The 15,552-nt window shown below is 66.0% G+C and carries 17 protein-coding genes; 7 read left to right on the top strand and 10 right to left on the bottom strand.

Annotation, left to right across the window (positions count from 1 at the left end; genetic code table 11):
• The first annotated feature begins 200 nt into the window (after nt 1-200).
• On the top strand, nt 201-956 hold the full coding sequence (locus P1K30_RS20110) for an SDR family NAD(P)-dependent oxidoreductase (protein WP_275634573.1): 756 nt from the start codon (nt 201-203) through the stop codon (nt 954-956).
• 93 nt (nt 957-1,049) lie between these two features.
• On the opposite strand, the gene P1K30_RS20115 is transcribed toward P1K30_RS20110, so the two are convergent.
• From P1K30_RS20115 to P1K30_RS20135, 5 genes are all read right to left on the bottom strand, one after another.
• Nucleotides 1,050-1,607, bottom strand: a complete 558-nt coding sequence (locus P1K30_RS20115) for a F0F1 ATP synthase subunit B (protein ID WP_275634574.1) — start codon at nt 1,605-1,607, stop codon at nt 1,050-1,052.
• A 2-nt stretch (nt 1,608-1,609) separates the two neighbouring features.
• On the bottom strand, nt 1,610-2,161 hold the full coding sequence (locus P1K30_RS20120) for a F0F1 ATP synthase subunit B' (protein ID WP_275634575.1): 552 nt from the start codon (nt 2,159-2,161) through the stop codon (nt 1,610-1,612).
• Nucleotides 2,162-2,235: 74 nt separating this feature from the next.
• A complete protein-coding gene (locus tag P1K30_RS20125; RefSeq protein ID WP_275634576.1) occupies nt 2,236-2,472 on the bottom strand; it encodes a F0F1 ATP synthase subunit C in 237 nt (78 codons plus the stop codon).
• A 70-nt stretch (nt 2,473-2,542) separates the two neighbouring features.
• Nucleotides 2,543-3,319: a F0F1 ATP synthase subunit A gene (locus P1K30_RS20130; RefSeq protein ID WP_275634577.1), complete on the bottom strand. Its 777-nt coding sequence runs from the start codon at nt 3,317-3,319 to the stop codon at nt 2,543-2,545.
• A gap of 4 nt (nt 3,320-3,323) precedes the next feature.
• A complete protein-coding gene (locus P1K30_RS20135) occupies nt 3,324-3,656 on the bottom strand; it encodes an AtpZ/AtpI family protein (RefSeq protein WP_275634578.1) in 333 nt (110 codons plus the stop codon).
• A gap of 216 nt (nt 3,657-3,872) precedes the next feature.
• On the opposite strand from P1K30_RS20135, the gene P1K30_RS20140 reads away from it, so the two are divergent.
• Nucleotides 3,873-4,223: an ArsR/SmtB family transcription factor gene (locus P1K30_RS20140; protein WP_275634579.1), complete on the top strand. Its 351-nt coding sequence runs from the start codon at nt 3,873-3,875 to the stop codon at nt 4,221-4,223.
• Nucleotides 4,224-4,283: 60 nt separating this feature from the next.
• A complete protein-coding gene (glpD, locus tag P1K30_RS20145) occupies nt 4,284-5,864 on the top strand; it encodes a glycerol-3-phosphate dehydrogenase (RefSeq protein WP_275634580.1) in 1,581 nt (526 codons plus the stop codon).
• Between the two features lie 32 nt (nt 5,865-5,896).
• Here glpD and P1K30_RS20150 read toward each other — a convergent pair whose 3' ends face one another.
• Both P1K30_RS20150 and P1K30_RS20155 read right to left on the bottom strand, forming a co-directional pair.
• Nucleotides 5,897-6,319 carry a hypothetical protein gene (locus tag P1K30_RS20150; RefSeq protein ID WP_275634581.1) on the bottom strand — a complete coding sequence of 141 codons (423 nt, stop codon included), beginning with the start codon at nt 6,317-6,319 and terminating at the stop codon, nt 5,897-5,899.
• A gap of 11 nt (nt 6,320-6,330) precedes the next feature.
• Complete coding sequence (locus P1K30_RS20155) at nt 6,331-7,533, bottom strand: pyridoxal phosphate-dependent aminotransferase (RefSeq protein ID WP_275634582.1); 1,203 nt, start codon at nt 7,531-7,533, stop codon at nt 6,331-6,333.
• An 89-nt stretch (nt 7,534-7,622) separates the two neighbouring features.
• Here P1K30_RS20155 and P1K30_RS20160 point away from each other — a divergent pair, with 89 nt between their 5' ends.
• The 4 genes from P1K30_RS20160 to glpK all read left to right on the top strand — a co-directional run bounded on the left by P1K30_RS20160 (nt 7,623) and on the right by glpK (nt 10,821).
• Entirely contained in the window at nt 7,623-8,048 is a 426-nt protein-coding gene (locus tag P1K30_RS20160; protein ID WP_275634583.1) for a helix-turn-helix domain-containing protein, read from the top strand.
• A gap of 50 nt (nt 8,049-8,098) precedes the next feature.
• Nucleotides 8,099-8,326: a succinate dehydrogenase assembly factor 2 gene (locus tag P1K30_RS20165; RefSeq protein WP_275634666.1), complete on the top strand. Its 228-nt coding sequence runs from the start codon at nt 8,099-8,101 to the stop codon at nt 8,324-8,326.
• Nucleotides 8,327-8,425: 99 nt separating this feature from the next.
• Nucleotides 8,426-8,923 (top strand): MarR family winged helix-turn-helix transcriptional regulator, encoded by a 498-nt coding sequence (locus P1K30_RS20170; protein ID WP_275634584.1) that lies wholly within the window; start codon nt 8,426-8,428, stop codon nt 8,921-8,923.
• Nucleotides 8,924-9,348: 425 nt separating this feature from the next.
• The gene (gene glpK, locus P1K30_RS20175; RefSeq protein ID WP_275634585.1) at nt 9,349-10,821 is read left to right on the top strand and encodes a glycerol kinase GlpK; all 1,473 of its coding nucleotides are present in this window, start codon (nt 9,349-9,351) and stop codon (nt 10,819-10,821) included.
• A 122-nt stretch (nt 10,822-10,943) separates the two neighbouring features.
• Here glpK and P1K30_RS20180 read toward each other — a convergent pair whose 3' ends face one another.
• The 3 genes from P1K30_RS20180 to aspS form a co-directional block, all read right to left on the bottom strand.
• The gene (locus P1K30_RS20180) at nt 10,944-12,128 is read right to left on the bottom strand and encodes a DUF1501 domain-containing protein (protein WP_275634586.1); all 1,185 of its coding nucleotides are present in this window, start codon (nt 12,126-12,128) and stop codon (nt 10,944-10,946) included.
• Nucleotides 12,129-12,139: 11 nt separating this feature from the next.
• Complete coding sequence (locus tag P1K30_RS20185; RefSeq protein WP_275634587.1) at nt 12,140-13,528, bottom strand: DUF1800 domain-containing protein; 1,389 nt, start codon at nt 13,526-13,528, stop codon at nt 12,140-12,142.
• Nucleotides 13,529-13,693: 165 nt separating this feature from the next.
• Entirely contained in the window at nt 13,694-15,475 is a 1,782-nt protein-coding gene (gene aspS, locus P1K30_RS20190) for an aspartate--tRNA ligase (protein WP_275634588.1), read from the bottom strand.
• Nucleotides 15,476-15,552: the final 77 nt, after the last annotated feature.

Consider the following 15,552-nt stretch of genomic DNA (forward strand, 5'->3'; position numbering starts at 1 on the left):
CTCTATCGGGTTCCGCGAAATTTCGGTGCACCATTGCACACAAAGCTGCGCCGACGCGCCCTCTCCTTTCCCTTGATGCGACCCGACGTCCGGCCCCACATGTGATGCGATGGCAGGCACAATCCGTCTGCCCGCAGGGCGCAGGCCCGGCACGGCAATCCGCGGTGCCCGCAACGCCCGCACTTTGAAGGAGACACATCATGGACAAGCAATTCGAAGGCAAATCCGCCATCGTCACCGGCGGCGCGTCGGGCATCGGCGCAGCGATTGCCGAAGAACTGGCCGCTGGCGGCGCGAAGGTGCTGGTAGCCGACCTGAAGATGGAACAGGCCGAGGAACAGGCGAAGAAGATCCGCGACGCGGGCGGCGTGGCCGAGGCGTTCTCGGTCGACGTCAGCAAACCGGAACAGGTCGAAGCGATGGTCGATAAGGCCGTGTCCGCCTTCGGCAAGCTTGACCTTGCCGTCAACAATGCAGGCGTCAGTGGCACGAGCGCGCCAGTGGGGGAATACCCGCTGGACGACTGGAACCAGGTCATCAACGTCAACCTCAACGGCGTGTTCTATGGCTGCCGCTACGAGATCGCGGCGATGGAGAAAACCGGCGGCGGCTCGATCGTGAACATCGCTTCGATCCTTGGCTCGGTCGGCTTCGCCAACTCGGCGGCCTACGTCACCGCCAAGCACGGCGTGATCGGCCTGACCAAGAACGCCGCCATCGAATACAGCGCCAAAGGCATCCGCGTGAACGCGGTCGGCCCGGCCTTTATCAACACGCCGCTGATCGAATCCTCTTTGTCCGAGGAACAACGGGAAGGCCTGATCTCGATGCACCCCATCGGACGCCTTGGCGAGGCTGACGAAGTCTCGGCGCTTGTGTGCTTCCTGCTGTCCGACCGCGCCAGCTTTGTCACCGGCAGCTACCATCTGGCGGACGGCGCTTACACCGCGCAGTAATGTCCCTGACGCAGTCCCGCCGGACACACCGGCGCTGAAACGAAAAAACCCGGCCACTGGCCGGGTTCATTCTTTGCCGATGGGGGCCGCTGCTTAGTGCAGCTTGCTTTCCACGGCGGCGATCGAGTCGTCGATCATCTTGTTGGCGGCCTGCGCGGTCATCTGCTTGGCGATCACCTCGCGCGCGGCGGCAACCGCAACCACGACGGCCTGATCCTTGACCTCTTTCACGGCGCGCGCCTCGGCGGATGCGATCTGCTCTTCGGCGCCCGCCATGCGGCGTGCCATCGAGGCTTCAAGATCGGCCTTCGCCTGTTCGGCAGCCTGACGCGCTTCTTCCTTGGCCTTGGCCACGATGCGCTCGGACTGCTCGGCGACTTCCTTCTGCTTGCGCTCGTAGGACGCCAGAATGGTCTGGGCCTCTTCGCGCAGCGCCTTGGCATCGTCGAGTTCGCCGCGGATCGTATCCGCCCGCTTGTCCAGCATGTTGCCAAGGATCTTGGGCACGCCCAGAACCAGCAGCAGGCCGACGAAGATCACGAACGCGATCAGAACGACGAAGTTCGTGTTCCACAGGGACACGAAGGGCCCCGTGGCGGCCAGCGCCGGACCGGCGGCGAAGAGGGCCGGGAGAATGGCGAGTTTGCGCATTATCAGGCCCCTTTCATCTGGCTTTGCACGGCGTCGTCGACCGTGGACGCATCGGCGTTCCCGCCCAGCGCCGCGACGATCTCGGCAGCGGTCGCCTTGGCGACTTCCTCGACGCTTGCCACCGCGTTGGCGCGGATGTCGGCAATCGCCTTTTCGGACTCGGCGGTGCGGGCCGCGATCTCGGCGTCGGCCTTGGCGTTCGCCGCGTCCAGTTCCGCCTGAATCTCGGCCTTGGCTTCACCGATGATCTGGTTCGCCTCGGCACGGGCATCGGCAAGCGCCTTGTTATAGGCGTCTTCCGCTTCCTGCGCTTTCAGCTTCAGCTCTTCGGCCGCAGCGATGTCATTGGTCACCGTCCCGGCCCGCTCGGCCAGAACCGATGCGATCCGCGGCAGCGCAATGCGGCTGAGGATGAAGTAGATCACCACAAGCGTGACGATCAGCCAGAAGATCTGGTTCGGCCAGCTCGAGAAGTCGAGCTGCGGCATACCGACGGCATCGCCGCCGCCGTGCGCGGCCGCGTCTACCCCGTGGGTATCTGTGTTGTCTGCCATGTCGTCCCCCTGACACCTGTCACTTTCGGCCGGGCCCGAAGGCCCAACCGAGCGTAAGGAGTTTCAGAGAGATATCAGACGGCGAACATCAGCAGAAGCGCGACGAGGAACGAGAAGATCCCCAGGGCTTCCGCGAAGGCGACGCCGATGAACATGGTCGCGGTCTGGCCGCCAGCAGCGGACGGGTTGCGCAGGGCACCGGCGAGGAAGTTGCCGACCACGTTGCCCACACCGATGGCAGCGCCACCCATGCCGATGGCGGTCAGACCGGCGCCGAGGTAGGCGCCCATTTGTGCGATATCGCCTTCCATGATCGTTTCTCCTTACGTTGGAATTGGCTGATGATTGGGTTCAAGCGTCGAGGGCCGAAGCCTTCGGGCATTAGTGCGACGGATGCAGCGCGTCCTTCAGGTACACGCAGGTCAGGATCGTGAAGACGTAGGCCTGAATGAAGGCCACCAGCGTCTCCAGTGCGTACATCGCGGTGATGGCGAGGATGGACAGCGGGGTCACCAGCACGCCGATGCCCGACAGCAGGACCAGCGGCGCGAAGGCGGCGAACACTTTGATAACCGCGTGGCCGGCCATCATGTTGCCCATAAGACGAATAGAGTGGCTGACCGGACGCACGAAGTACGAGATTACTTCGATGATCGCCAGAACCGGGCGGATCGCCAGCGGCGCAGAGCTGACCCAGAACAGGCCAAGGAACTTGCTGCCGTGCAGGACGAAGCCGGTGATGGTGACGGTCAGGAACACGCCCAGCGCAAGAATCACGGTCACCGCAAGGTGCGAGGTCGTGGTGAACGCCGTCGGAAGCAGCCCGAGGAAGTTCGACATCACGATGAACATGAACAGCGTGAACACGTAGGGGAAGAAGCGCACGGCATCGCGGCCGGCGACGTCTTCGACCATCTTGTAGATGAAGCCATAGGCAAGTTCCGCGACCGACTGGATCTTGGTCGGGATGACGGCACGGCCACGGGTGCCCAGCACCAGCAGCGCCGAGATCGCGACGATTGTCAGGAACATCCACAGCGTGACGTTGGTGATCGTGTACCAGTGAACCGGGTCGCCCGCTTCGCCGAACAGCGGCTTCACGATGAACTGGTCCATCGGGTGGAAGACAAGGCCTTCGCTGTTTTCTTCGGTCGCCACGATCCTATCCCTCGTCCTTCTCGGGCCCCTCGGCCCTTTCGTTCTTTTCCTGCGCGGCGCGAGCCGTGCGCATCAGTGTCTGCACGCCGGCTGCAAAGCCGAGCAGGGTGAACAGAACCAGAAAGATCGGCATCGTCCCGAACAGCGTGTCGAGCCCGAAGCCAATGCCGCAACCGATCCCGATTCCGGCCACCAGTTCGATCACCATCCGCCAAGCAAGCTCTGCGCCGCCGACGGCATGTGTCGTGTCACGGGGCTTCGGCGCATTCGCGTCTTTCAGCGCGGCAATCCTCTGGTCCAGACGATCTAGCCGGGCCTTGTCTTCAGGATCGACCAAAATGCGGAACCCCCGTTCAGTCGCCGCGAACCTAGAAACGGACCGTGTCGGAGTCAAGTTGGCAAAGGACCCGTTAAGAACCGGCTAAGTCATTGATTTCGTTACTCGCCAAAGGCTTCGACATGGGCGCGCCCTGCCCGCGCCGCGCCCCCGGGCCGAAAACGCAAATTCAACCGAATGGTTGACCAAAGCTTTGGGCGCTGTCACTCGGATGGAATGGAGCCCACCCTAGACACCGTGTTCGCCGCCCTCGCCGACCCGACCCGGCGCGCGATCCTGACCATGCTTCTGGAAGACGACATGGCGGTGACCGACGTGGCCGACCCGTTCGAGATGTCATTGGCCGCGATCTCGAAGCACCTTGCGATCCTCACCCGCGCAGGCCTGATCAGTCAGGAGAAACGCGGCCGGGTAAAGTGGTGCAAGCTGGAACCCGACGCGCTGAAGGCGGCGTCGGTGTGGATGCAGGGCTTTGGCCAATTCGAGCCAGTGAACCTTGACGCCTTCGAAGCGTTCCTTGAACGCGAGCTGTCCTCCGCCCCCGACCCCCGCGACACGGCGGAATGACCCAGCGTCACAGCGCATTGCCCGGTGGCGGTATGCGGCGCGAGACTACATAACAGCCTCATGGAAACGCACGACACCGGACCCATCCACGACCTTTTCGTCATCGGCGGCGGCATCAACGGATGCGGCATCGCCCGCGATGCGGCGGGCCGCGGCCTGAAGGTCGCGCTGGCCGAGATGAACGACCTTGCATGGGCGACCTCGTCGGCCTCGACCAAGCTGTTCCACGGCGGTCTGCGCTATCTGGAGTATTTCGAGTTCCGGCTGGTCCGCGAGGCGTTGAAGGAACGCGAGGTACTGCTGGCCGCGATGCCGCATATTTCGTGGCCGATGCGGTTCATCCTGCCCTACCACCGCGACATGCGCTTCGACAGCGAGACACCGACGTCCCGCCTGCTGTCGCGCTTCATGCCGTGGATGAAGGGACGCCGCCCGGCTTGGCTGATCCGTTTGGGGCTGTTCCTGTACGATAACCTTGGCGGTCGGAAGATCCTGCCCGGCACGGCCTCGGTGTCGCTGAAGGACACGCCCGAGGGCGCGCCGCTGAAGTCGCGGTTCGAACATGCCTATGAATATTCCGACTGCTGGGTGCAGGACGCCCGGCTGGTCGTGCTGAACGCCCGCGACGCCGCCGCGCGGGGGGCCCGGATCATGACCCGCACCCGCGTTGTCGGCGCGACGCGCAGCGACGACCTTTGGCTGGTCGAGACGGAAGATGCCGAAGGCCAGCGGCAGACCCACCGCGCCCGCGCGCTGGTGAACGCGGGCGGGCCGTGGGTGTCCGACGTGATCAAGGGCACGCTGCGGATCAACTCGTCCGAAGACATCCGTCTGGTCCGGGGCAGCCACATCGTGGTGAAAAAGCTGTACGACCACGACAAATGCTACTTCCTGCAAGGCACCGACGGGCGGATCATCTTCGCGATCCCCTACGAAGAGGACTTCACCCTGATCGGCACCACCGACGCCGAGCATGAAGATCCGTCGCAAAAGCCGGTCTGCACCCCGGAAGAGGCGGACTATCTGCGTGATTTCGCAGGCAAGTACTTCAAGAAACAGATCCGGCCCGAGGACATCGTCTGGACCTACTCGGGCGTGCGCCCGCTGTACGACGACGGCGCCAGTTCGGCCACGGCGGCGACGCGGGAATACGTGCTAAGCCTCGACGACGCGGGCGCACCGCTGCTGAACGTCTTCGGCGGCAAGATTACCACCTACCGCAAGTTGGCCGAGGCGGCGATGGCGCGGATCGCACCGTTCCTTCCCGGCATGGACGAAGACTGGACCGCCGGTGTCGCCCTGCCCGGCGGTGACTTCCCGGTCGCCGGGGTGCGGACCCTGCTGAAGGGGCTGCGGAAGGATTATCCGTTCCTGAGCGACTTCTGGGCGCTGCGGCTGGTGCGCTGCTATGGCACCGAGGTGCGCAAGGTACTGGGCGATGCGAAGACCGTCGGGGATCTTGGCCGGTCGTTCGGCGGCACCGTGACGGCGCGGGAACTGGACTGGGCGATCAAGAACGAATGGGTCCGGACCGCCGAGGATTTCCTGTGGCGCCGCACCAAGCTGGGCCTGCGGCTGACCGAGGCCGAGATCGCCCGGATCGACGGATATATTAAGGCCGCGCTGATCCCGATCGGCTAGGCGGGCACCCGAGTTTTCCGCGCTGTCGTGTCCTAGTCTTCCGCGCTGTCGCGCGAGGCTTTCAGCAGTTGATCGGCCTTGCGCCGCACCAGCACCGACCGCAGATCGTGCATCGCCAGCAGCAACGAGTCCGTGACCTGTTCAAGCTGCGCGTCGGTCGCGTCCGAGTTCGCCCAATGCGCCGTCTGGTTCAGGTGATCGACGGTGCGCAGGATGTCGTCGAGACGCCGCGCCTCGACTACCCGCGTGCGCGCCTGCATCCAGTCGCTGATCGCCCGCATGTCGGCATCGGTCAGGTCGCGGTTGCCCTGCGGCTTCACCTGCCCGTTGCGGATGTTGACCGTCGCGATCTGTTCCATCTCGATCCGCCGCTGCCGGTTCTCGGTGTCGACGCGGAAGACAAAGGCGCCGTTCTCGCGGGTGCGGAAGTAGTACTCCGGCAACTCGGCGGACATGGCGCGTCTCCTCAGGTCAGGCTTTCGCAGAAGCGGCGGATGCGGGCGCAGGCCTCGGTCAGCGTCGCCTCGTCGGTGGCATAGCTGACGCGGAAATGCGGCGACAGGCCGAAGGCCGCGCCGAACACGACGGCGACGCCGGTCTCTTCCAGCAGCGCAAGGCAGAAATCCTCGTCCGTTTCGATCTTCGCGCCGTTGGCTGTGGTCTTGCCGATGCATCCGGCGATGGACGGATAGACGTAGAACGCGCCCTCGGGCGTCGGGCAGGTGATGCCGGGACAGGCGTTGAGGCCGGCAACCACCAGATCGCGGCGGCGTTGGAACAGCGCGCGGTTCGGCGCAAGGAAGTCCTGCGTGCCGTTCAGCGCCTCGACCGCCGCCCATTGCGAGATGGTGCAGGGGTTGGTCGTCGACTGCGACTGGATCTTACGCATTGCGTTGATGATCTCGACCGGGCCCGCCGCATAGCCGATGCGCCAGCCGGTCATCGCATAGGCTTTGGACACGCCGTTGCAGGTCAGGGTGCGGTCGTACAGCGACGGCTCGACCTCGGCGGGGGTGCAGAAGGTGAAGTCATCGAACACAAGGTGTTCGTACATGTCATCGGTCATCACCCAGACCTGCGGGTGTTTCACCAGCACGTCGGTCAGCGCCTTCAGCTCGTCCCGGGTATAGCCCGCGCCAGTCGGGTTCGACGGCGAGTTGAAGATGAACCACTTGGTCTTGTCGGTGATCGCGGCCTCCAGCGCCGCGGGCGTCAGCTTGAACCCGGTTTCGATCCCGGCCTCGACCACGACGGGCGTGCCGCCCGCCAGCAGCACCATGTCGGGATAGCTGACCCAGTAGGGCGCGGGGATCACCACCTCGTCGCCGGGGTTCAGCGTCGCCATCAGCGCGTTGTACAGCACCTGCTTGCCGCCCGAGGACACCGACACCTGCGACGGTTCATAGCTCAGCCCGTTCTCGCGGGCGAACTTGGCGCAGATCGCCTGCTTCAGCTCGGGGATGCCATCGGGCGCGGTGTATTTCGTGCGGCCCGCCTCGATCGCGGCGATACCGGCGGCCTTGATGTTGTCCGGCGTGTCAAAATCGGGTTCGCCCGCCGCAAGCCCGATGACGTCCTTGCCCTCGGCTTTCAGCTCTTGGCTGCGGGTATTCATCGCAATCGTCGGGGAAGGCTTGACGCGCGCCAGTGTCGCGGAAAGGAAGGGCATGGTCGTCTCCGGTTGGAATGCGCCGGATGCAAGGTGTAGATTGGCCCCCGAACCCATGCAAGCCCCCGGACCGGCGGCCGGAGACGGGGATGAAAGCGGAGGACCACATGGCAGAGGACGGCACGACTGAGGACGGCGGCGGCTGGTATTCGAACGAAAGCGCCACCTTCGGGGACCGGCTGGTCGCCGCGCGCGAGGCGCTGGGGCTGTCGCAATCCGACCTTGCGCGGCAGATCGGCGTGAAACTGAAAACGCTGTCGGCGTGGGAAAACGACCTGTCGGAACCCCGCGCCAACAAGCTGCAGATGCTGGCCGGCGTTCTGAACGTGTCGCTGATCTGGCTTCTGAACGGCGAAGGCGCCGGGATCGAAACGCCCGACTCTCATGCCATGCCCGAGGAAATCAGCGCGATGCTGACCGAGATCCGCACACTGCAGGGCAGCCTGAAGCGGACGGCGGACCGGCTTGGCGGGATCGAGAAACGGCTGCAGAAGGCACTAAGGGAGCAATCGTGAGCGAGAACGTGGCAGAGACACAGGAAACCCCCGAGGCGCGGCTGAAGCGGATGCAGATGCGCGCCTCGCGCCGTGGCATCAAGGAGATGGACATCATCCTTGGCCGTTATGCGCAGGACCGGCTGGCCGGGATGGACGCGCAGGCGCTGGACCTGTTCGACGCCCTGCTGTGGGAAAACGATCAGGACCTGTACCCGTGGGTGTCCGGTCAGGCACAGCCGCCGGAACGCTTCGCCGCCCTGCTGGACGACATCGCCCGGCACGCGGGCGCGCGCTGACCGGGGCACCGACGCGAAACGAACTCGGGTTCGCTTAACGATATCTTTGCGATTCCAAAGCTATGCACGGCCAAAGAGCAGTCTTTGGCGGAGCATAGCATGAGCATTCAAAGCCGGATCGCAGGCGCCGCGAACAAGGGGTTCATGGCGCAGTACCTTGAAGCCCTGTCGCTGGTCGAACGGCTTCACAGGCTGTTGCTGGACGTGATCAAGGACGAGTTCGAGCGATTGGGCATGCTCGAAATCAACGCAGTGCAGGCGCTGCTGCTGTTCAACGTCGGCGACAACGAGGTGACGGCAGGCGAGTTGAAGTCGCGCGGCTACTATCAGGGCTCGAACGTGAGCTATAACCTGAAAAAGCTCGTCGACGCCGGCTACATGCACCACCAGCGGTGCGAGATCGACCGCCGGTCCGTGCGCGTGCGCCTGACCGACAAGGGCCGCCGCGTGCAGGAGATCGTGGAAGACCTGTTCATCCGCCACGCGGAAGGTCTGGAAAGCCGCGCGGTGCTGGACCTGAACGGGATCGAAGAAATCAACACCTCGCTTCGCCGGGTGGAACGGTACTGGAGCGACCAGATCCGCTATATCTACTAGCCGATCACGCTGCATGGGCGCGACAGGCGCCCCCGCCACACCGGACACGCCCCCGGCGCGACCAGAAATGCTGCGCACCGGCGCGTCCACGGTTGCCACCCACTGGCGCACGCCCCCGGGTATAGAGCAAGGGCGCTCTCTTAAAGATCACCCACCGGCGCACTCCGCCACGTTATCGCGCACAGGCGTCCGCCCCGAGATCGGACACCGGCGCTCTTCCGGATGTCACACACCGGCGATCGCCCGGTTGCGGTTAATGGCTCCCCCCTTCCCGTCTGTCACCTGAACACCGGCCCGCGCGTGTCACGCCCGGTGTCGCCCGAAACTTGGCGCGATTTCCGTCGCGTTCGTGTGACCCTAGGACGGGCAGACCTGTACCCCCTCTGCCGGATCGGCCTATGTTGCCCCCGCAGAGGGAGGCTTGAATGACGCACGTACTTGCCATCGATCAGGGCACGACTTCGACCCGCGCGATCCTGTTCGACGCGAAAATGGACATCGCCGCCTCTGCGCAGGAGGAATTCGAACAGCACTATCCCCGGTCCGGCTGGGTCGAGCACGATGCGGCGGACCTGTGGGACACCACGTTGCGCACCTGCCGCGCAGCCCTTGCGAAGGTGGAGGACGCCGCGCCTGCCGCGATCGGCATCACCAACCAGCGCGAGACCGTCGTGGTTTGGGACAAAGCCACCGGCAAACCGGTCCACAACGCCATCGTCTGGCAAGACCGCCGCACCGCCGACTTCTGCCGCACGCTGCGCGACGGTGGCCACGAAGAGATGATCACCCGCCGCACCGGCCTGCTGGCGGACCCGTATTTCTCGGCGACCAAACTGAAATGGATCCTGGACGAAATCGACGGCGCCCGAGAGAAAGCCCGCGCCGGAGAGCTTCTGTTCGGCACGGTGGACACATGGCTGATCTGGAACCTGACCGAGGGCAGGTCCCATGTGACCGACGCGACCAACGCCGCACGGACCATGCTGTACGACATCCGCAAGGGGCGCTGGTCCACCACGATCTGCGACCTGATGGACATCCCCGCCGAAATGCTGCCCGAGGTCCGCGACAGCGCCGCCGATTTCGGCGAGACGACCTTGCTGGGCGGTTCGATCCCGATCCTTGGCGTCGCGGGCGACCAGCAGGCCGCCACCGTCGGGCAGGCCTGTTTCGCGCCGGGGATGCTGAAATCGACCTATGGCACCGGCTGCTTCGCGCTGCTGAACACCGGGACCGAGCCGGTGACCTCGAAGAACCGGTTGCTGACCACCATCGCCTATCAGCTGGACGGCGTGCCGACCTATGCGCTGGAAGGGTCGATCTTCATCGCCGGTGCGGTGGTGCAGTGGCTGCGCGACGGGCTGAAGGTGATCGAAGCCGCGCCGGACACCCAGCCGCTGGCCGAAACCGCCGACCCGGGGCAGGACGTGATCCTTGTCCCCGCCTTCACCGGACTGGGCGCGCCGTACTGGGACGCCGACTGCAGGGGCGCGGTGTTCGGGCTGACCCGCAACTCGGGCCCGGCGGAGTTCGCGCGGGCGGCGCTGGAAAGCGTGGGGTTCCAGACCCGCGACCTGCTGGAAGCGATGCATGCCGACATGGGCGACGCCGAGGAGGCGATCTTGCGGGTCGACGGTGGCATGAGCGCGTCGGACTGGACGATGCAGTTCCTCGCCGACATCCTCGGTGCGCCGGTGGACCGCCCCAAGGTGCTGGAGACCACGGCGCTTGGCGCCGCGTGGCTGGCCGGAATGCGCGCGGGGGTCTACCCCGGGCAGGAAGAGTTCGCGAAGACATGGGCGCTTGACCGCCAGTTCGAGCCCGCCCGCGACGACGACTGGCGCGACCGGCGCTATGCCGCCTGGAAACGCGCGGTGAAGGCAACGATGTCGGTTTAGGGGGCGCGGCCCCATCGCACCGAAGGTGCGTGATGATCGGAAGGAGGGGGCGCTGCCCCCGCCGCGCTGCCGCGCGGCTCCCCCGAGGTATTTTGGAAGAGAAGAAGGCGCTTAGGGCGGGATCAGGCCAGCAGGCCGGGGTTGTCGCCCATGTCCAGCGTGGGGAAGATCGTGCGTTCCAGCGTGGCGCGGTCGATGCCGTGCAGGCCGCGCATCGCCCACGCCGCGTAGGCGCGGACGTCGGCTGTGGGCATCAGGTCGCGCCGGTCGTACAGGTCGGCTTCGTCGAGGCCCGGCCAGCGCCCGTAGATCCGGCCGCCGCGAAGCGCGCCGCCTGCCATCACCAGCGCGCCGCCGGTGCCATGGTCGGTGCCGCCGGATCCGTTTTCGCGCGCTGTGCGGCCGAATTCCGTCATCGCCAGCACCGCCGTCTTCGACCAGTTCGGCCCCAGCCCGTCCTTCAGCGTCAGGATTGACCGCTGCAGCACGTCGAGCGCGGTGGTCAGCGCCCGTTTCTGGTTGCGGTGGGTGTCCCAGCCGTTCAGCGAATAGGACACGATCCGGGCATCCTCGTTCATCCGTTCGGCGGCGAAGGCGGCCAGCGGTTCCCGCCGGGCGCCGCCCGGCAGCGGCGGCAGCGTCTCGTGGCCGATCTCGGCGGCAAGATCCAGCGCGCTGCGGCCCGCGGTCGAGAACAGCGGATCGGGGGCGTAGATCTGTTCCAGCAGCAGCTGGGCCTGCGGCGTGATCTCGATCTCGGCCTCGGGCGTCCACTGGTAGACCGGCGCATCGCCGCGCAGGATGCGCATTTCCTGCCGACCGACGGCGAAGGCGGTGTGCGCCTCGGTGCCCGGCATCGCCTGCAGCAGTCGGTTCAGCCAGCCGTCGCGCTGCGCCGCGAGGGCCACGTCCATGCCGGTCCCGGCCTCAAGCAGATCCTGCCCGTCGAAGTGGCTGCGCTTGTCCCGGTACGGGGTCGAAACCGCCTGCGCGAAGCCCAGTTCGCCCGCCTGCCACAGTGGCATCAACGGCGCCATCGCCCGGTGCAGCACGAAGCCGCCGCCCAAAGGCAGGCCGGTTTCGGCGGCGCGGCGGCCCAGCGTCGGGCGCAGCACGGCGTAGGCCGGGTCGCCCACCGGGGCCAGCAGGTCCAGCCCGTCCATCGCCCCGCGCAGTACGATAACCACCAGCCGCGCGTCGCCCGGCGTCGCGGCCAGCGTCATCGTCGACATCAGCGGGTGCGCCGCCGCCGAGCAGGCCACGCCAAGCCCGCCTTTCAGCATCCCGCGCCGGGTCAGATGTGTCATGCCCCTGCCCCCTATCGCCTGTTGAATTCCGCCGAGGCGAGCGCAAGGCCCAGCCCGTCCTCGCGCGTTTCGGCGCGCGACACCGCCTGCAGCAAGCGGCCCGACACCGCATCGCCCAGCAGGTCGCGCGCGAAACGGTCGGGCTGCAGCCCCTTGACCGGGACGCTACGCACCGTCGCCATCGCCCATGTGATCCGCTGCGCAAGGCCATAGGGCTGGACCCATGCCGCTGCCTCGTCCGGGAAGCCCGATGGGTCGGCGGGTCCGAGATAGCTTTGCCCCATCGCCACCAGCGGGCGCATCAGCCAGTCGCGTCCGCGTCCGTACTTGGTACGCAGGATGTCGGCGCCGCTCAGCCCGAGGCCGCGCATCGCGCTGGCCAGCAGTTCCTGCGGAAGCTTCACCTTGGCGCCGAACCCCGACCACGCGGCCTTATGTTTCAGCATCGCGCCGTAGACGGCCAGCAGGTCGCCGCCGGTGTCGCGCCATGCGGTTTCCATCGTCGCCACCAGCGCCGGGTCGGGCGTGTCGGCGGTGAAATGGGCGGCGATCTTGCGGCTGACATGCAACGCGGTCGCCGGGTGTACCGAAAGGTCATCAAGCGCCGCGTGGATGTCGCCCAGCTTGGCTTTGCCCTTGCCGCCGTAACGCACGCCCAGCACAGTTTCCGCCCCCGGTTCGGCCCATTTGGATTTGAACACGGTGGCGGTGTCGCGTTTCAGGTTGAAGGTCAGCCCGGTCAGAAGTTCCGCGAACTCGGTCACATCGGTCTGGGTATAGCCCGCGCCCACCCCCAGCGTGTGCAGTTCCAGCACTTCGCGCGCGAGGTTCTCGTTCAGGCCACGCCGGCCCTTGGCGTTGGCCTTGCTGTTCGGTCCCACCGAGGTTGTCTGGTCCAGAAACGCCAGCATCACCGGATGCGTCACCGCCGCCTTCAGCAGATCGGCGAAGCGGCCGGCGATGTGGGGGCGGATCGCTTCGTCAAGGAAGGCGGGCCCGCACGCGTGCGACTGCCGTCCCTTGGTGCGGGTGGCGAAGTGGTTGGCCCAGAAATGCACCAGCCGTTCGCGGAACGGGGTGTCGGTGTCGGCGATGCGGGCGAAGTCGGTCAGCAGCCCGTGATACTGCGCCGCGCGGATCGTGCGCCACGCCGCCTTGCGCCGCGCATCGGCGCCGGGGACGTCCTTGCGCAGGTCCCTCTGGGCCGCGAGATAGTCGGCGCCCATCGCGGCGGCCTCGGGCAGGCCCGCCTTGGGAAACGCCCTGCGCATCCGGTCGGGGCCGGTCAGCCCCCGAAGCATCGCGCGGCGGCCCGTCGCCGCGTCGCGGGCGGGAAAGCCATAGCCGAAACGGATCAGTGCGTAAGTTTCCGGCCCGATCGGGCCGTCGAACACGGTCATGTGCCTGCCCAGACCTGCTTGCGTCGGTGCCTGCCGCCCCGGTTCCAGCCGGGGCGCTTCGGCGCGATCCTAGCAGAGCCGCGCCCCGCACCACAGTCACAATGATGGCAAGCCCGTGCCCCGGCGGCGGCCCGCCCTGAGGGGCGGGCGCGCGGGCCGGTGGCGTCAGTCCTGCGGGATGATCCGCAGGCCGAGTTCCATCAGCTGGTCGCTGGTGGGGTCGGACGGCGCCTGCATCATCAGATCCTCGGCGCGCTGGTTCATCGGGAACAGCATCACTTCGCGGATGTTGTCCTCGGCCGCCAGCAGCATGACGATCCGGTCGATACCAGCGGCGCAGCCGCCGTGCGGCGGGGCGCCGAAGCGGAATGCGTTGACCAGACCGCCGAACCGCTTCTTCACCTCGTCCTCGCCGTAGCCGGCGATTTCGAAGGCCTTGAACATGATTTCGGGCTTGTGGTTCCGGATCGCGCCGGACACCAGTTCATAGCCGTTGCAGGCAAGGTCGTACTGAAAGCCGCGCACGGCCAGCGGATCGCCTTCCAGCGCCTCCATCCCGCCCTGCGGCATCGAGAACGGGTTGTGTTCGAAGTCGATCTTGCCGGTTTCCTCGTCCTTTTCGTAGATCGGAAAATCCACGATCCAGGCGAAGGCGAAGCGGTCCTTGTCGGTCAGGTTCAGGTCCTCGCCGATCACGTCGCGGGCCTTGCCGGCCACACGCTCGAACGACTTGGGCTTGCCACCAAGGAAGAAGGCTGCGTCGCCGACGCCAAGGCCAAGCTGCTGGCGGATCGCCTCGGTGCGCTCGGGGCCGATGTTCTTGGCCAGGGGACCTGCGGCTTCCATCTCGCCGTCCTTGTCGCGCCAGAAGATGTACCCCATGCCGGGCAGACCTTCTTTCTGGGCGAAGGCGTTCATGCGGTCGCAGAACTTGCGGCTGCCGCCGTTGGGCGCGGGGATCGCGCGGATCTCGGTGCCGTCCTGTTCAAGGATCTTGGCGAAGATCGCGAAACCAGAGCCGGCGAAATGCTCGGACACGTCCTGCATCTCGATCGGGTTGCGCAGGTCGGGCTTGTCGGTGCCGTACTTCAGAGCCGCTTCCTTATAGGGGATCTGCGGCCAGTCGCCGGGCGCGTCGACCTTCTTGCCGCCGCCGAATTCCTCGAACACGCCGGCGATCACCGGGCTGACGGTGTCGAACACGTCCTGCTGGGTGACGAAGCTCATCTCAAGGTCGAGCTGATAGAAGTCGGTGGGCGAGCGGTCGGCGCGCGGGTCCTCGTCGCGGAAGCACGGCGCGATCTGGAAATACTTGTCGAAGCCCGACACCATCAGCAGCTGCTTGAACTGCTGCGGCGCCTGCGGCAGCGCGTAGAACTTGCCGGGGTGCAGACGCGACGGCACGAGGAAGTCGCGCGCGCCCTCTGGGGACGACGCGGTGATGATCGGCGTCTGGTATTCGCGGAAGTTGATGTCCCACATGCGCTTTCGGAAGGACGCGACCACGTCCGAGCGCAGCGTCATGTTCTTCTGCATCACCTCGCGGCGCAGGTCGAGGTAACGATACCGCAGGCGGGTTTCTTCCGGGTATTCCTGATCGCCGAACACCATCAGCGGCAGTTCCTCGGACGCGCCGAGGATTTCGATGTCGCGGATATAGACCTCGATCTCGCCGGTGGGCAGCTTCGCGTTCACAAGGCTTTCGTCGCGGGCCTTCACGGTGCCGTCGATCCGGATACACCATTCCGAGCGCACCTTCTCGACCGACGCGAAGACCGGGCTGTCGGGGTCGCACAGGACCTGCGTCACGCCGTAATGGTCGCGCAGGTCGATGAACAGGACCCCGCCGTGATCTCGCACGCGGTGGACCCAGCCGGCAAGGCGGACGGTCTCGCCCACGTTTTCCTTGGTCAGTTCGGCGCAGGTATGGCTGCGATAAGCGTGCATCGTCGGTCCTCTGGATCAGAGCTGGAAAGCACGCGCGATACACCGCGCCCGGCCCCGGAAGTCAAGAGAGCGAAAAA

Source organism: Psychromarinibacter halotolerans, assembly GCF_029168315.1.
In the GTDB taxonomy this organism is placed as follows: Bacteria; Pseudomonadota; Alphaproteobacteria; order Rhodobacterales; family Rhodobacteraceae; genus Psychromarinibacter; species Psychromarinibacter halotolerans.

Excerpts from the sequence above, each read along its gene's own strand:
- P1K30_RS20110 (WP_275634573.1), top strand. The coding sequence starts at position 201 with ATGGACAAGCAATTCGAAGGCAAATCCGCCATCGTCACCGGCGGCGCG.
- P1K30_RS20115 (WP_275634574.1), bottom strand. The coding sequence starts at position 1,607 with ATGCGCAAACTCGCCATTCTCCCGGCCCTCTTCGCCGCCGGTCCGGCG.
- P1K30_RS20120 (WP_275634575.1), bottom strand. The coding sequence starts at position 2,161 with ATGGCAGACAACACAGATACCCACGGGGTAGACGCGGCCGCGCACGGC.
- P1K30_RS20125 (WP_275634576.1), bottom strand. The coding sequence starts at position 2,472 with ATGGAAGGCGATATCGCACAAATGGGCGCCTACCTCGGCGCCGGTCTG.
- P1K30_RS20140 (WP_275634579.1), top strand. The coding sequence starts at position 3,873 with ATGGAGCCCACCCTAGACACCGTGTTCGCCGCCCTCGCCGACCCGACC.
- glpD (WP_275634580.1), top strand. The coding sequence starts at position 4,284 with ATGGAAACGCACGACACCGGACCCATCCACGACCTTTTCGTCATCGGC.
- P1K30_RS20150 (WP_275634581.1), bottom strand. The coding sequence starts at position 6,319 with ATGTCCGCCGAGTTGCCGGAGTACTACTTCCGCACCCGCGAGAACGGC.
- P1K30_RS20155 (WP_275634582.1), bottom strand. The coding sequence starts at position 7,533 with ATGCCCTTCCTTTCCGCGACACTGGCGCGCGTCAAGCCTTCCCCGACG.
- P1K30_RS20160 (WP_275634583.1), top strand. The coding sequence starts at position 7,623 with ATGAAAGCGGAGGACCACATGGCAGAGGACGGCACGACTGAGGACGGC.
- P1K30_RS20165 (WP_275634666.1), top strand. The coding sequence starts at position 8,099 with ATGCAGATGCGCGCCTCGCGCCGTGGCATCAAGGAGATGGACATCATC.
- P1K30_RS20170 (WP_275634584.1), top strand. The coding sequence starts at position 8,426 with ATGAGCATTCAAAGCCGGATCGCAGGCGCCGCGAACAAGGGGTTCATG.
- glpK (WP_275634585.1), top strand. The coding sequence starts at position 9,349 with ATGACGCACGTACTTGCCATCGATCAGGGCACGACTTCGACCCGCGCG.
- P1K30_RS20180 (WP_275634586.1), bottom strand. The coding sequence starts at position 12,128 with ATGACACATCTGACCCGGCGCGGGATGCTGAAAGGCGGGCTTGGCGTG.
- P1K30_RS20185 (WP_275634587.1), bottom strand. The coding sequence starts at position 13,528 with ATGACCGTGTTCGACGGCCCGATCGGGCCGGAAACTTACGCACTGATC.
- aspS (WP_275634588.1), bottom strand. The coding sequence starts at position 15,475 with ATGCACGCTTATCGCAGCCATACCTGCGCCGAACTGACCAAGGAAAAC.